The sequence below is a fragment of the Pseudomonas sp. NEEL19 genome, from assembly GCF_028751975.1.
Taxonomy (GTDB): domain Bacteria; phylum Pseudomonadota; class Gammaproteobacteria; order Pseudomonadales; family Pseudomonadaceae; genus Aquipseudomonas; species Aquipseudomonas juntendi.
The window spans coordinates 5,309,984-5,325,674 of record NZ_CP081491.1 but is presented as its reverse complement, the minus strand read 5'-3'; the positions used below and the strand labels follow the sequence as shown (position 1 = coordinate 5,325,674).

The window sequence follows — 15,691 nt, the reverse complement described above, 5'->3', positions numbered from 1 at the left end:
ACGAAATTTAACTGATCATGTCGAAACGAAACACCCCTCAACGTCGCCACAACATCCTGGCCATGCTCAGCGAGCTGGGCGAAGTGAGTGTGGATGCCTTGGCCAAGCGTTTCGAAACCTCGGAAGTGACCATTCGTAAAGACCTTGCCGCGCTGGAGGCGAACGGCCTGCTGCTGCGCCGTTATGGCGGGGCAGTACCGGTACCGCAGGAAATGCTCAGCGAACCCGCGCAACCGGTCTCTGCCTACAAGAAGGCTATCGCCCGTGCAGCGGTGGGGCGTATACGCGAGCATGCTCGTATCATCATCGATAGCGGTAGCACGACCGCCGCTATGATTCCGGAACTGGGCCGCCAGCCCGGCCTGGTGGTGATGACCAATTCGTTGAATGTGGCTCGCGCCATCAGCGAGGTCGAGCACGAACCGGTACTGCTTATGACCGGCGGAACCTGGGACCCGCACTCCGAATCGTTCCAAGGGCAGGTCGCCGAGCAGGTCCTGCGGTCTTACGATTTCGACCAGCTGTTCATCGGTGCCGATGGCATCGACCTCGCGCGGGGCACCACCACCTTCAACGAGTTGCTTGGCCTGAGCCGGGTAATGGCTGAGGTCGCCCGCGAAGTGATCGTGATGGTCGAGTCGGACAAGGTGGGGCGCAAGATCCCCAACCTCGAGCTGCCCTGGGGCAGCGTGCATACCCTTATTACAGATGAACGCCTGCCCGCAGCGGCACGCGAACACATTCAAGCCCGCGGCATCAACCTGATCTGTGCCGCGATCAGCCAGGAGCAATAATTCATGTGTGGAATCGTTGGTGCCGTCGCCGAACGTAATATCACCGCCATCCTGATCGAAGGCCTCAAGCGGCTTGAGTACCGTGGCTACGACAGCGCCGGCCTGGCCGTGCTCACCCAGGACGGCCAGCTGCAGCGTCGCCGCCGTATCGGCAAGGTCAGCGAGCTGGAAGCGGCCGTTGCTGCCGAGCCGCTGAGTGGCCGGCTGGGTATCGCCCACACCCGCTGGGCGACGCATGGTGCACCCACCGAAGGCAATGCCCACCCGCATTTCTCTGATAACGAAGTAGCGGTAGTGCACAACGGCATCATCGAGAACCACGAGGAGCTGCGCGAAGAACTGAAGGGCCTGGGCTATGTCTTCGCCTCGCAGACCGATACCGAAGTCATCGTGCACCTGATTCACCATACCCTGAAAAGCGTGCCGAACCTGGCAGATGCGCTGAAGGCGGCCGTGAAACGCCTGCACGGTGCCTACGGCCTGGCACTGGTCAGCATCCACCAGCCTGATCGCCTGCTCGCCGCACGCAGCGGCAGCCCGCTGGTCATCGGCCTGGGCCTGGGCGAAAACTTCCTGGCATCCGACCAACTGGCCCTGCGCCAGGTGACCGACCGCTTCATGTACCTGGAAGAGGGCGATATCGCCGAGATCCGTCGCGATCAGGTCACCATCTGGGACCAGGCCGGGCACGAAGTCCAGCGCGAAACCGTGCAGTACCATGAAGGCGCCGAGGCCGCCGACAAGGGTAACTACCGCCACTTCATGCTCAAGGAAATCCACGAGCAGCCAACCGTGGTTCAGCGCACGCTGGAAGGGCGCTTGGGTAAAGATCACGTTCTGGTCCAGGCCTTCGGCCCTCAGGCTGCAGAATTGTTTGCCAAAGTGCGCAATGTGCAGATCGTTGCCTGCGGTACCAGCTACCACGCAGGCATGGTCGCCCGTTACTGGCTCGAAGGCTTGGCCGGCATCCCTTGCCAGGTGGAAGTGGCCAGTGAATTCCGCTACCGCAAGGTGGTGGTGCAGCCAGACACCCTGTTTGTGTCCATTTCGCAATCTGGCGAAACCGCTGACACCCTCGCTGCCCTGCGCAACGCCAAGGAGCTGGGCTTCCTCGGCAGCCTTGCGATCTGCAACGTGGGTATCAGCTCGCTGGTCCGTGAGTCGGACCTAACCCTGCTGACCCTCGCTGGCCCGGAAATCGGTGTGGCCTCGACCAAGGCCTTCACCACCCAGCTGGTGTCGCTGATGCTGCTGACGCTGGCGCTCGGCCAAGTCCGCGGCACCTTGCTGGCCGGTGTCGAGGCCGACCTGGTCGAAGAGCTGCGCCGCCTGCCGACGCGCCTTGGCGAAGCCTTGGCCATGGACGCCACCGTCGAGAAAATCGCCGAGCTGTTCGCCGACAAGCACCACACCCTGTTCCTCGGCCGCGGCGCCCAGTACCCGGTGGCGATGGAGGGCGCACTCAAACTCAAGGAAATCTCCTACATTCACGCAGAAGCCTACCCAGCTGGCGAACTGAAGCATGGCCCATTGGCACTGGTGGACAACGATATGCCGGTGGTGACCGTTGCGCCGAACAACGAACTGCTGGAGAAACTGAAGTCCAATCTGCAGGAAGTACGGGCCCGTGGTGGTGAATTGGTGGTGTTCGCTGACGAACATGCGGGCATGACCAATGGCGAGGGCACCCACGTGATCCAGGTGCCGCACATCGCCGATGCCCTGGCGCCGATCCTGTACACCATTCCGCTGCAGTTGCTGTCTTACTACGTGGCTGTGCTGAAAGGCACCGATGTGGACCAGCCGCGTAACTTGGCCAAGTCGGTTACGGTTGAGTAACGCGTGAGCGGGGGGACTTGAGCTGGTGTTTTTAAAGAATAAAGGTTGTCACAAAAAAATAAAGGTTGTCACAAGTTAAGAAAGGTTGTCACAAGGCTCTGTCATGGCCCGTTTGTCGGGGCAGAGCCTTGTCCATGGATATACGATCACAATCCCTTCTGCACCATAGTGACTGCTGTCCTGGCTGAGCCCGCTCTTGAATTTCTCCACGCCACGACCTGTGTCGTTCCGATCCGATCGAGCGGGTCACTCAACGATGAGCGACTCGTGAAATGATATCTGCTGATGGCTAAGGGCTAGCTGCAAGCATAGTACTAGTATTGAGTCGATTGGAAGCTGGGGCATAGGTACCGGAGACGAAATGCTACGCCCACGAAGGCTTATAGCCGGCAATCTTCATGGTTCTCGATGCAACCTAGCAGTACGCCGCAATGCGTAGGCTCCGAAATTTTCTAACCTTGTGCGCATGCGGCTGGAGTTTGAACATAGTGTTATTCGAGGTACTGGCGACGCCGCATTCTTCGGATGTCACGGCAAGCCTAGAGGAGTAGATAACGGGCCTATAAAAGGTACGAAACTAGGCCCACCGAAGGGAGAGATCAGGTGAGCCAGTTTGAATCTCAAATGCCTGTGCACTTCATAAGCCGCAGACGAAGCCTGCGCGATTGACACAGCAAGCGGCGCATGTCGAGAATCGGCTTGGTAACGAAATTCCATTGATCAACCCCTCTTTTTTTGTGTTGGCATTCCTTTCACTGGATTCTCTGTTGATCCAGTGATCTCGGGCCGGCACGGCCTTGACGCAATTCCTTCGCGGGTAGGGATAAACCCGGCGTTTGCGACAGATTGACTCGATGAATTTGCTGTGACTAATCGCTTGTTCAGATGTAACCTATGGAGAGCCGCAATACCTGACAAGTTGAAAGGACCGCATTGGTGCCCAGCGATTGCCAAAATGTGGGAAAGGCTCAGTTCCGGGCTCGAATGGCTTGCATCCTTTGCCTTTCGGCCGATGAGTGCGCTAAGTAATCATTAAATGAGGTCGTGGTCCTGTTATTCGATTTGCATTTGGCAATGCGGGAACAGCCGTGCGCGTGCATTAGCCTTTTCACCGAAGTGACCAGCCAGATTGATTTAGAGAGAGTGAAGATTTCTGACGAAAAAAAGGGCCGCTGGACGTCGTGCTATCAGCCTTGTCGTGGAAGGCAATGCACTTCTCCAGCAGCCCGAAACTTAGTCAATGGATAATATGCGAACGTACCGAGATCATTATCCGGACGCGAAAAAAGATTGCATTGATGATCAAGCCAGACGTCCGCCCAGAGTTTCTGCCACCCAGTCAGCGATGAATTGACCCGCATTGACGCTATTGTCGAAGCTTGAATGTTGAACCCCCCCTTCACGAGAGGTGAAGATCTTGAGTTCTCTCTTGGGGCTATTAACAAGCTGCTCGTAGGTACGGTGAGCCCATTTCAGCGGGATCTGCGAGTCCTGTTCACCATGGGTAACCAAGAAAGGTACCTTGATGCGGTCTAGCACACCATCAAGATGCACGTTCTCAGCGATAGCCATGAAGTCGTCCATATCTTTGGCGCCCCAGACCCACCGGACATGAGCCCAATAGTGCGGTACCGGGAAACTGCCTTCCTTCTCCAGGCGGCGTTTCTGTACTTCGCGCCAGTCGTGGTTGGCACCCCACACCACCCCGCAAGCGAACCGTGGTTCAAATGCGACAGCTCGCGGACAGTAATAACCACCGAGAGATACGCCCTCCATGCCGATACGTTTGGAGTCAACGTCATCGCGGGTTTCCAGCCAGTCCACAACTCGGCTAGCCCAGTGCTCACTGTCGTACCGGGCAGTCAAATTCTGTAGGCGGAGAGCTTCACCAGTACCCGGTTGGTCGATAATGAGTGAGGAAATTCCGCGCTTGGCCAGCCACGCCGGCAGACCAACGCGATACTTCATTTCCTTAGTTGAATCGAGGCCGTTGACCTGCAGGAGCAGCGGCGCGGGGCCTTCCACACCTTCCGCTCGCACGTAAAGTCCTGCGATGTGCTTGCCCTCGTAGGGGATCTCAACACGTTCGCAATTTTCTTTGGAAAGCTTGATGCCGCGTGCAAAGGTTTCGAGGAAGCGCTGATAAAGCTCCACACGCCCAGGCGCACCGTGAGCTTGAAGGCGTTCGCAAGTAAGGTAGTAAGTTGCTGCGCGGCCGTACTTTTCGCCAGCAGAAAGGAGACGGCCTATGGCCTCGTCTTCCTTCGCCATGTCACAGAGTTTATCGGCCATTTTCGACCAGGTTTCGCGGAACGCTTGAACACCTGCAGCATCTGGCTGCTTGGCCGCTTCGACCAGAGGCTTGCACATTTCCTCGATCTCGCCGATGCGCGCGCCCATTTCGATGGCCAGGTTGATAGACAGGTCCCAAACGTAATTGGTGGGGAAGTAACGGAACATTTTTTGTTGTCCTTGATGATTGTCTATACGCGCCCGCCATACGGGCGTGATGGCGCAGGCCACCTTAGGGACGAACGAAGCCATTTGGCCAATCGTTACTTGGGATGGAAGGTATCGCGCTTTGCGATGCTAGGTTTGGCGGCGTCTACTCTAGCTATGAATTCCTGAATGCGTTCGCGCAACCAACGGTGCATTGGATCGCCATCCATGCTGCGATGCCAGAGCATGAACTCCCGGAGAGGTGGAATATGTACTGGTGCTGGCAGTATTCGCAGCGGAAGATATTGGGCATACAGAAGGGCAAGACGACGATGCATGGTGGCCACTCGTTGGGTGCCAATGACCAATTGGGGTAGTGTATTGAAGTCATGAGTGATCACTTCGAGACGACGGTTGAAGCCGTACTGGTTCATGAACCAATCTTCAATGCTGAGATGCCGGGTCCGTCCCAACCCCACGGAGATGTGGCCCAAATCCATGTACTGTTCAAGCGATAAATGATCACCTACTAGAGTGTTGCCCTGCCATACCACGCAGACGTAGTCCTCTTCGAACAGCAGTTGTGACGGGTGACCAGCGATGATGTAGCGTTCCGGAACGATCATCAGGTCGATCTCACCACGGACCAGCAGGTCGGCATCGCTTGGGGCAATCATATCGAAGGTTATATTGGGAGCTTGATCATGAATTTTCTGGATTACCTGTGAAAACAGTACAGTGATCAGATAGTCGGAGGCCATGAGCTTGAAATTGCGCTTGCTCGACGCCGGATCAAAGACCTGCTTGGTGGTGATGGAAGAGCGAATGGTCAGCAAAACTTCTCGTACCGGTTTTGCGAGTTCAAGTGCATAGGGAGTCGGCTGCATCTTGCGGCCCACCTGCACTAGAAGCTCATCCTCAAAAAATGTGCGTAAGCGGCCCAGCACACCGCTCGTCGCTGACTGAGTCATATGCAGCCGCTCAGCGGCTCGAGTGATGTTTTGCTCTTCCAGTAGCACGTCCAGCGCAACCAGAAGGTTCAAATCGAGGTGGTTGAAGCGCATAGCACGGTCCACTTGTTGTATTTATTTTCAAAATACCTTTGCGGATAGCTATCGATTAGTCAACCGTCGAGGCGCAGCAACCCTCCTATAGCGCCCGGCAATGCACGTTTGATTAGGTATCGCGTTTGGCGATAGGTCGCATCCCTACTCGCGATTTGTTTGAGCTCACTCCGTACCCCATCGTGTACCTCAGTCAGGGCAGTCCGTGCTGCCCGATCTCCACCACCGGCATGGTCAACCATCGCTGGCACAACAATTTAAACGGAGTGGTAGCCATGAAAATCATTGGTCTTGACGCCCTTGTATTCGGCGTCGATGACATCCAGGCCTGCGCTGATTGCCTGCGCGATTACGGCCTAGGCGTGATAGAGCTAAACGAGCAAGGGGGGCGTTTCGAAGCTCTCGATGGCACTGGCATTATCATTCGTCGTCACGACGATCCGGCACTACCCCCGGCCATGGGCCCAGCCCCATCGTTGCGTGAGACCATCTACGGTGTAGAGTCCTCAAAAGATCTGGACGCGATTACCGAAGAACTGGGTCGTGACCGAAGCGTTGTACGGGATGCACAAGGTGTACTTCACAGTGTCGATGATTTGGGTTTTGCATTGGGCTTCCAAGTCACCTGCCGCCGGCCATTCGAAGCCGAGGCGGATCTAACAAATGCCCCAGGCACCGCCCCGCAACGCCCCGTCAACCAGCTTGGCATTAGCCCAAATATGCCTGCGCTTCCGCGCACTCTTTCGCATGTTGTGTACTTTGTGCCCGATGTAGCTAAGGGAGAAGCGTTTTATTGTGACCGCCTGGGGTTTGTAACCACAGACACCTTCTTAGGCGTTGGTCCGTTCATGCGAACTGGTGCCATGGACGATCATCATTGCCTGTTCATGATTCAGACCCCGCCGCACATGAAGGGCTGCGAGCATTTCACTTTCCACATGGGCAGTGGCACTGAAGTGCTTCTCGCTGGTCGACGTTTCGAGCAGAAAGGTTGGACGAGTTTTTGGGGGCCAGGACGGCATCTGTTTGGCTCCAACTGGTTTTGGTACTTCAACAGCCCACTCGGTTGCCATATCGAATACGACGCTGACATGGATACCCACGATAACGAGTGGGTCGCCCGTCAAGCGCCGATGTCGGCTGACAACTCGCAGCTATTCCTGTTTACCTCTCGCGAAAAATGGGCGCCAGGCGGCCCACCTCCGAAAGGCGTCTGATCGTGTTGATCGCGCTCTTTCGATTGGAAGAGCTGGCTGACGGCTGTGCGCGGGGACTTGATCCAAGCCAGAGCGGAAAGGACACACTTTTTGCTCTGCGAAGTGGTGGCGAAGTCCAGCTTTACCGCAACAGCTGTCCCCATTTGGATGTGCCTTTGCAGTATCGCAAGGATCGATACATGTCTGCCGATGGCTCGAAAATCATATGTTATGCGCATGGTGCGCAGTTCCTTCCGAAGAATGGCCTGTGTGTATACGGACCATGCATAGGAGAGCGTCTGACGGCGGTTCCCTGGATTGAAAGGGGCGGATGGATGATGGTGGACGAAGCTGCATTGGCATGAGTTGAGGTATCGCGATCCGCGATACGTTGGATCTTTACATGCAATTAGTCAGAGCCTGGTGAACGCCGGAAGATAGCTCCTACCCAGTGAGCCTCCTATCAGGTGGCTGATTAACACCACAAGAACAAACGTGAGAAATCCCATGGACGCAGTTAAGAAGGTTCTGGTAGTCGGAGGAGGCATCGGTGGACTGTGTGCTGCTATCGCTCTTCGCCGTCAAGGTATCGCGGTCGACTTGGTCGAACTGAAACTGGAATGGACCGTCTACGGCGTGGGTATCATCCAGCAGAGCAACGTTGTGCGTGAGATGTCGCGTTTAGGCTTGCTGGATGATTATCTGGAAGCAGCCTATGCCTTCGAAGACGTTGTTATCTACACGACAGAAGGTCAACAGCTGGTTCGCATCCCAGGTCAACGGCTGGCGGGCCCTCAGTACCCAGCAAACGTGGGAATTTCACGTCGTGCCCTTCACAAGGTACTGAGTGACACAACGCTTGAGCTGGGTACGAATGTCCGTCTGGGCATGAGCGTTGAATCTTTCACCCAAGACCCCGATGGCGTCGATGTAGTGCTCACCGATGGTACTCGTGCTCGCTATGACCTAGTGGTAGGAGCCGATGGCGTGTACTCCAAAGTGCGGGGCATGTTGTTCGGCGATAAATACGAACCTCGATTCACCGGCCAGTCAGTATGGCGTTACAACTTCCCACGCCTGTTTCAGATTGACCACTTAGCTAATTACGTAGGGCCTGGTGGCAATGCGGGCTTGGTGCCGCTGTCGAATGATCTCATGTACATGTTTACTACCTCGCACGAGCCAGGTAATCCACGAATACCTCAAAGGAGCTTGGCTGCGGAAATGCGCGAGCGGCTCATAAATATGGGTGGACCAATCGCCGAGCTGCGTGAGCAGATCGTCGACAATGAGCAAGTTGTCTATAAGCCGCTTGAGGCTGTGTTTGTAAACGAGCCGTGGTACTGCGGTCGAGTACTGATCATTGGTGATGCTGCACATGCGACCACTCCACACCTGGGCCAGGGCGCGGGGATGGCGATTGAGGATGCACTTGTTCTCAGCGAGGAGCTCACAGCGGGTGGCAGCATCCAAGAACAACTCGAACGGTTTATGGACCGTAGATTCCAGCGCTGCAAATACATCGGTGAAAAGTCCTTACTCGCTGGAGAAAAGGAAATGGCACGTGATCGCGATTTTGACCGTATCGGGCTAGTAAAAGAGATGTTAGAGGTCACCGCGCGGCCAATCTGAAAGTAGTTTAAACGCAGCAGCACGAGCCGATTGTCTGCCTGATCTACAACGGCGCTTTGCGCGGCCGGAATATCCATGTCCGCCGTGTGAAAATTTCCAAATGCTCTACAAGAATAATAATGAGGGTTACATCGATGTTGAATCGAGAGCTCGCCACATCTCGGGATCAGTTCAGCGGCAGTTTTCTTTCCGCTCGCAAGAGCGGGGCCGGGATACTTGTAGAGCGCCCCCGCCATGGCCATCTGTCTCGCTTCGATATTGATGATTCGATTCGTCATATTGAAAAGACCCGAGGCTTCACCCTGATTGAAGTTCGGCCGGTCGAAGCGAATAGCACCCACGTTGAGTGTATCATTCAGCATTGCACTCGTAGTTCGGCGCAAGCCGCTTCACTGAAGCTCAATTACCTTATCAAACTCCATTTTCATCGTGGTGATGCATACCAGCCGCGCCCCATTACTCATCACAGTGAGCGCAGCGGTGATCATGCCAAACCTGTACTCGCAAGCTCATTGCGGCGAACTTTGAAGCTAATCCTTCAGCCATTGTTTTACTCGTTCTTGTGCGTTACGAAACCGATGAGCGTGGCTGTGCAACTAAATCATTGAAATAACGTTGCCGCGAACTGTTTACGGCTGACATCCCAAGCTACGAAAAAAACAATGGGAACCTCGAAATGAAAGTATTGCCCTCGCTGCTCAAAGAACTCTATGACGGGCTGATCGTCTTCGGCGCTATCTTCTGGGTTAATCCTATGGAGGAGGTGCGCCATGAGCGCTGAACGTCAGGCGGGTCTGCCACAGTCCTTGCTTCTCTTGTTCGGTAGTTGCCTGCCCGTATTGGGGGCAGTATTGATAGCCCCCGTACTACCTCGCATGCAAGAGCACTTCGATGGAACCCCTGGGGTGGAAGTGCTGACTCCGATTGCATTGACCATTCCTGCACTCGTAATAGCTCTGCTAGGCCCTTTTGCGGGAATGATTGCTGATCGCCTGGGTCGCAAGCCGCTGCTGCTTGGTTCTTTGATGCTGTATGCGATATGTGGCCTTCTGCCTTTATGGTTGGAGACGCTGCCGGGGATCGTTGCCAGTCGTGCCGGACTGGGTCTAGCCGAAGCGGGCATTATGACCTGCTCCACCGCTTTGATGGCTGACTATTACCAAGGAGCTCGACGTGAGCGTCTGTTCGCCCTTCAGATGGTCGCAACGTCTCTATGCGCTGCAATCTTCATCGCCGTCGGTGGTGCTTTGGGTCAGTCAGATTGGCGAGTGCCCTTCGTCCTCTATTCTGCAGGTTTGATGCTGCTCCCGGTTATGGCCTGGTTGCTGTGGGAGCCTAAACCTGTTGTGGACCTGCCAAAGGCAAAGGTCCCTGAGTATTTTCCTTGGGGTGCGCTGCTCCCTCTGTATGGTTTAACTACTCTGGCTGGGATAAGTCTGTTCATTGTGCCGGTGCAGGCAGGTTACCTACTCAATCTCTTGCACGTGGACGCTCCGCAGCAAATAGGAATGACCATGGGCGCCAATCAGTTCGGTGTGCTGGTTGGAGCACTGATGTTCCGTCTGATGGGAAGACTGCGTCGTCAGAACTTGCTGCTCTCAGCCTTCGCCACTGCCGGTATTGGGGGCTTGCTGATGGCTCAGGCGAGCAATCACTCTATGATGGTCATAGCTGTATTGGTCAACGGTCTGGGGATCGGCCTCATGTTGCCTACCCTGATCACCTGGGTGATGACCCGAGTAAGTTTTGCCCAGCGCGGTCGCGCCAGTGGCGGGTTCACCGCAGCACTGTTTGCCGGCGAATTTATAAGTCCCCTTGTGGTCATGGCGCTCAAAGGTGCCGAGCTCACATCTCTTCCATTGGCACTGACGTTCATCGCCATTGGCCAATTGATACTCGCACTCCTCTGCCTAGGACTTCCCCGAATTTTCCGCAGCCTGGCAGAGCCGACACCGAGAACAGCCGTCTGACTGGCCAGACTCTATCTGACGAAAAGTTAAGGGCTCAAGGTACTCCTTAACTATCTGGAGAACGTACCCAAGGCCACCTTCGGACCGGGTAGAAACTGGGTAGCACGGATTGCAGTTTTGCTGTTTTGATGGTGCATTCCAGGTAACACTGGGGTCAATATAAAAATAATCAAACGATGAGCGCGCAGTAATGAATTTTAATTATAAAAAATGTGCTTGGGTAATTTTAGCTTGCGTGGCGTCTACTGGCTCCTCGGCAGCCTCATTCCTTGCCTCAGACCTTGAAAAAACGCGGCCTTCGCAACCTCCACTGGAACGATGGGGAGAGGACTATAGATTCCTTTCCGACCCATCTAAACGGACCGATCATTTTGATCCTTATCGATACGTCGAAATCAATGATGATAACTGGTTTCAATTTGGTGCTGAGGCTAGATACTCAGCAGAAGCCGTAAAAAATCCAGGTTACGGCTTGCGCGGTGTCGATAATGACTCCTATTTTTTGCAACGGTTACAGGTGCACGCAGACGGGCATTTTTTGAACGATTCCCTCAGGGTGTTCGCTCAGCTTCAGAACACTGAAAGTTGGGGTAAAGATCTTGTTAGCGTAAAAGACCAAAATAGGACTGAATTTCAGCAAGCATTTGCTGATTGGAATTACTACACGGATAGCGGCAATAAATTTTACGCTCGATATGGCCGTCAGGAAATGGAGTTTGGTAGGGGCTCATTGGTAAGTTTTCGTGACTCGGCCAACGTCCGCACTGCCTTTCAGGGGACGCGTCTCGGCTATAGCCAAAGCGGTTTTGATATTAGTCTCTTCAACGTACGCCCGATTGTGAACGACATGAAGTCTTTCGATGACAAACCTAATTCGAAGGTGCGTTTTTCTGGTGCATACGCAACCCTTAAGCCAAGCCAGCACTGGGGTCTTGACCTGTATGTGATGGAGTTGAGAACGAAGGAACGTGTCTGGGATGCTGAGCGAGGTGACGAAAAGCGTTACACCGTAGGCTCCAGGTTCTTCGGTGAGGCGGGTAAATTCGATTGGTCGTACGAATTCACAAGACAAACAGGTCATATTGGCGATGCAAATATCAGCGCTTGGGCGGTAGGCGGAGATATTGGCTACCGCCTCAACACTCGCCCATATGTCCGATTGTCTTTGAGGACCGAGGTTGCCAGTGGTGATAAGCAGCCCAGGGATGGCAAGGCTGGTACATTCGACCCGATGTTTGGTTTGAACGGTTATTATGGTGGCGCTGTGGTAACACAACTTTCGAACATTGTGCTTGTCGGTCCTGAATTGCGCTTTTCGCCGGTACGTAACTTAATTGTACTTCCTGGTGCATTCATGATTTGGAAGCAATCAGATGAAGATGGTGTATACGTTCCTGGTATGGGAGTATTGCCTGGAAGCACTCAGATGGATGGACGGCGCGTCGGTACATCTTATCGTGCCAGAACCCGCTGGTTAGCGAGCCAGAATCTAACATTTGACTTTGATGTGCAGTATTTCGATGTGAGTCGCGCGATGCGCGATATTGGCGCCGACGATGTTTCATACGCTGCGCTTCGTACCACCTTTAGATTTTGAATGGGCGATCAATACGAGTCATCGCATGCACTGTTTTAATCAATCATGCTCGTGACAATATCTGCGCATTACGGCCCGAAGACCTTGTCAGGAAGGTGTGGTGATGCTGCGCAAAGCACTGCTCTACTGTTTGCTGTACGATGTCTTCACCTGAATCAAATTTTAACATTCAGCGAGATTCCATATGGCCCATGAACTAAATACGGATGCACTGGACCAACTATTCCTAAAAGCCCGTTCGCACAATAGTTGGCTAGACCGGCAGGTGCCAGATGCACTATTGCATAAGCTTTACGAGCTTCTACGTCAGGGCCCAACCAGCAACAACTGCAGCCCAGCGCGATTGGTCTTCGTTCGAAGCGCTGAGGCCAAGCAAGCACTATTGCCATCCCTCAAAGGACATAACGGCCCAAAGATGCTGCAGGCCCCGGTAACTGCGATTATCGCTTGGGACAGCCGCTTTCACGACTATCTGGGCGAGCTTTTTCCCGTATACGACGCGGCTGCTCTCTATCGAGAAAATCCCTCGTTGGTAGCACCTGCTGCGCTTCGTAACAGTAGCTTGCAGGGTGCTTACTTGATGCTGGCGGCGCGAGCCTTGGGTCTGGACTGCGGCCCAATGTCTGGATTCGATAACACAAAGGTCGACGATGCCTTTTTCCCTGATGGTCGCTGGCGGAGCAATTTCCTCTGCTGCTTGGGCTACGGCGATGACAGTAGTCTCCGGCCTGTAGGCCCAAGGCTGTCTTTCGAACAGGCTTGCCGGATTATCTAATTGGCTTGTATGGAGGCTTTATGCAATCCCTTCCGCCTTTCAAAGGAGTAGTGACTGGCCATTCGGAAGTGGGTCAGGCGTTCGCTGCTTTTGTCGGAACCACGCCACAGGTCTTCGCGCTCAAGTCTGTGCCGGGAACGAGGCTTCTGCTGAAATCGGCGCTGTTCACGCCGGTACCGGCAAACCTAACTCCGAACATAAGTTGATGCATCGCACAGAAACACACGACTACGGCATCGTTACGGAAGGCGAGGTATGGGTCGTACTAGACGATGAAGAGATCCGTCTTAGCCGCGGAGATATTGTCGTGCATCGAGGTACAAACCATGCCTGGAGCAACCGTACAAAGGAGATGGCAAGGATGGTCTTCATCCTGCTCGATGGCCGATACGCATCTGAACTGTTGGAGGTTCTGCAATGAAATTCGCAACGTTTGCCGATGGTAGCCGCGACGGCCGCCTGTTACTGGTTTCCCGCGATCTCAAACAGGCTGTCGAAGTCGTCGACCTTGCGCCAACCTTGCAGGCAGCTATCGATAATTGGGAGAAGGTTGAGGCGGATTTACAAAGTCGTTACGACGCCCTCAACAAACGCATATTGAAGGAATCCATTTCTTTTGCTCCTACCGAGGTGATGGCTCCGCTTCCGCGCGCGTGGCAATGGTTAGACGGTTCTTCATTCCTGAGTCATAGCGAGTTGATGCAGCGAGCCTTCAATCTCGACCCCATCGAAGGAGTTGAGGAAACACCTTTGATGTACCAAGGCGCCGGGGATGACTTTATTGGCCCTTGCGACGATATTCGCCTGCCAACAGAAGCCCACGGCATTGATTTCGAAGGCGAGTTTGCAGTTTTGGTTGATGAAGTGCCGATGGGATGCACTGCGGAGCAGGCGAAAAAGCATATCCGCTTACTGCTGCAGGTCAACGATATCAGCTTGCGTGCACTGGCTCCGCGTGAAATGCGCACTGGTTTTGGCTTTGTACAGGCTAAGTCGTCTTCAAGCTTCGCCCCCGTGGCAGTTACGCCGGACGAGCTAGGCGATGCATGGTGTGGCGCACGGGTTCACTTGCCACTGAATGTACAATGGAACGGCGAGTGGTTCGGCCATCCGCACGGTGGCGCCATGCATTTTGGATTCCACGAACTAATTGCTCATGCGGCTCTCACTCGACGCTTGAGTGCGGGCACTTTGATCGGATCCGGCACTGTCTCCAACCATGATCGGAGTGTCGGCTCGGCATGCATCTCAGAGCGGCGTGCGATCGAGATGATTGCTCACGGTACTCCGCAGACCCGCTTCATGCACTTTGGCGATCACATCCGGATGGAGGCATGCTGTGCCGATGGATCACCATTATTCGGTGCCATTGAGCAACGAGTATCACAAGAGCGTTCCTCATGCGGGTGATGATCACGGGAGCCAACGGCTTCATCGGGAGAAGCCTGGCCATGCGCTTGTTGGCGGTCGGTATGCTGCGGGGCCAACCAATTGATGCACTTCTGCTCCTGGATCAGCAACTTATCGGATTTCCTGAGAACAAGCGAATACGTCCGTATATCGGCAGCGTCACGGATGCGTCATTGCTGCGCCGTGCGCTGGCAGATGGCATCGACATTGTTTTTCACCTTGTTAGCATTCCCGGCTCTACAGCGGAAGCCGACTATGATCTGGGCTACGAAGTCAATTTAGGGGCAAGTTTGGAGCTGTTACAGCAGTTGCGAAATGGAGCAAGGCCTCCCCGGGTCGTCTATGCCAGCAGCGTCGCTGTCTATGGTAGTGAACTTCGGGCACGAGTTGACGAAGGTACCGAAGCATCGCCACTCCTGTCCTATGCGAGCCACAAGCTGATGGTAGAAACCTTGCTCGTTGATCTGACACGGCGAGGAGATATCGACGGAATCGCTCTTCGCCTACCAGGGATCGTGGCCCGGCCGAGGGGGGGCAATGGCCTGAAATCGGCGTTTATGAGCAATCTAATGCACGCCTTTGCCGATGGGGAGCCTTATGTTTGTCCGGTTTCCGCCGAGGCAACGGCTTGGTGGATGTCAGCGCGTTGCTGCGTCGACAACCTTGTCCACGCCGCCGAGCTCAGTGCGCTCTCTTTGAGGGTGTGCCAGCTACCCGTGCTCCATCTCTCGATCAAACAGATAGTTGATTCGTTATCAGCCTCCTTCGGCGGGCACCGTCGGGGACTCATCGAGTATGCACCGGAGCCCGAACTGGAGAGGCTTTTCGGGCGTTATCCACCCCTACGCGCACCTCAAGCCAAAGCACAGGGTTTCCATCACGATGGCTCGGCTCGCGCCCTGATTCGTAACGCTCTCAATCTTTCGAACTCACGCTGCGCTCTACGGAGTGCAACCACCATCGTAGGGATCTAGA

Annotated in this window: 13 protein-coding genes and 1 pseudogene; 12 read left to right on the top strand and 2 right to left on the bottom strand. The window is 54.7% G+C overall.

Annotated features, from left to right (window positions below):
* Positions 1-14: 14 nt before the first annotated feature.
* The gene (locus tag K4A76_RS23675; RefSeq protein ID WP_174824181.1) at positions 15-794 is read left to right on the top strand and encodes a DeoR/GlpR family DNA-binding transcription regulator; all 780 of its coding nucleotides are present in this window, start codon (positions 15-17) and stop codon (positions 792-794) included.
* 3 nt (positions 795-797) lie between these two features.
* Entirely contained in the window at positions 798-2,633 is a 1,836-nt protein-coding gene (gene glmS, locus K4A76_RS23670) for a glutamine--fructose-6-phosphate transaminase (isomerizing) (protein ID WP_274411284.1), read from the top strand.
* Positions 2,634-3,935: 1,302 nt separating this feature from the next.
* On the opposite strand, the gene K4A76_RS23665 is transcribed toward glmS, so the two are convergent.
* The gene (locus K4A76_RS23665; RefSeq protein WP_274412323.1) at positions 3,936-5,093 is read right to left on the bottom strand and encodes an alpha/beta hydrolase family protein; all 1,158 of its coding nucleotides are present in this window, start codon (positions 5,091-5,093) and stop codon (positions 3,936-3,938) included.
* A gap of 95 nt (positions 5,094-5,188) precedes the next feature.
* A complete protein-coding gene (locus K4A76_RS23660) occupies positions 5,189-6,136 on the bottom strand; it encodes a LysR family transcriptional regulator (RefSeq protein ID WP_274411283.1) in 948 nt (315 codons plus the stop codon).
* Between the two features lie 275 nt (positions 6,137-6,411).
* On the opposite strand from K4A76_RS23660, the gene K4A76_RS23655 reads away from it, so the two are divergent.
* The 10 genes and pseudogenes from K4A76_RS23655 to K4A76_RS23610 all read left to right on the top strand — a co-directional run bounded on the left by K4A76_RS23655 (position 6,412) and on the right by K4A76_RS23610 (position 15,690).
* Complete coding sequence (locus K4A76_RS23655) at positions 6,412-7,353, top strand: VOC family protein (RefSeq protein ID WP_274411282.1); 942 nt, start codon at positions 6,412-6,414, stop codon at positions 7,351-7,353.
* The gene (locus K4A76_RS23650; protein ID WP_274411281.1) at positions 7,317-7,697 is read left to right on the top strand and encodes a Rieske (2Fe-2S) protein; all 381 of its coding nucleotides are present in this window, start codon (positions 7,317-7,319) and stop codon (positions 7,695-7,697) included. Before K4A76_RS23655 ends, K4A76_RS23650 begins: the two co-directional genes overlap by 37 nt.
* Positions 7,698-7,839: 142 nt before the next feature.
* Entirely contained in the window at positions 7,840-8,964 is a 1,125-nt protein-coding gene (locus tag K4A76_RS23645) for an FAD-dependent oxidoreductase (RefSeq protein WP_274411280.1), read from the top strand.
* Between the two features lie 134 nt (positions 8,965-9,098).
* A complete protein-coding gene (locus K4A76_RS23640; RefSeq protein WP_274411279.1) occupies positions 9,099-9,572 on the top strand; it encodes a hypothetical protein in 474 nt (157 codons plus the stop codon).
* 162 nt (positions 9,573-9,734) lie between these two features.
* Complete coding sequence (locus tag K4A76_RS23635; protein ID WP_274411278.1) at positions 9,735-10,934, top strand: MFS transporter; 1,200 nt, start codon at positions 9,735-9,737, stop codon at positions 10,932-10,934.
* A gap of 190 nt (positions 10,935-11,124) precedes the next feature.
* Entirely contained in the window at positions 11,125-12,531 is a 1,407-nt protein-coding gene (locus K4A76_RS23630; protein ID WP_274411277.1) for an alginate export family protein, read from the top strand.
* A 184-nt stretch (positions 12,532-12,715) separates the two neighbouring features.
* On the top strand, positions 12,716-13,306 hold the full coding sequence (locus tag K4A76_RS23625) for a malonic semialdehyde reductase (protein ID WP_274411276.1): 591 nt from the start codon (positions 12,716-12,718) through the stop codon (positions 13,304-13,306).
* A gap of 20 nt (positions 13,307-13,326) precedes the next feature.
* Positions 13,327-13,727 (top strand): annotated as a pseudogene (locus tag K4A76_RS23620) (cupin domain-containing protein).
* Positions 13,724-14,716 (top strand): fumarylacetoacetate hydrolase family protein, encoded by a 993-nt coding sequence (locus K4A76_RS23615; RefSeq protein ID WP_274411275.1) that lies wholly within the window; start codon positions 13,724-13,726, stop codon positions 14,714-14,716. The pseudogene K4A76_RS23620 and the gene K4A76_RS23615 overlap by 4 nt, the downstream one beginning before the upstream one ends.
* Positions 14,707-15,690: an NAD-dependent epimerase/dehydratase family protein gene (locus tag K4A76_RS23610; protein WP_274411274.1), complete on the top strand. Its 984-nt coding sequence runs from the start codon at positions 14,707-14,709 to the stop codon at positions 15,688-15,690. The genes K4A76_RS23615 and K4A76_RS23610 overlap by 10 nt, the downstream gene beginning before the upstream one ends.
* The last annotated feature ends 1 nt before the right edge of the window (position 15,691 follow it).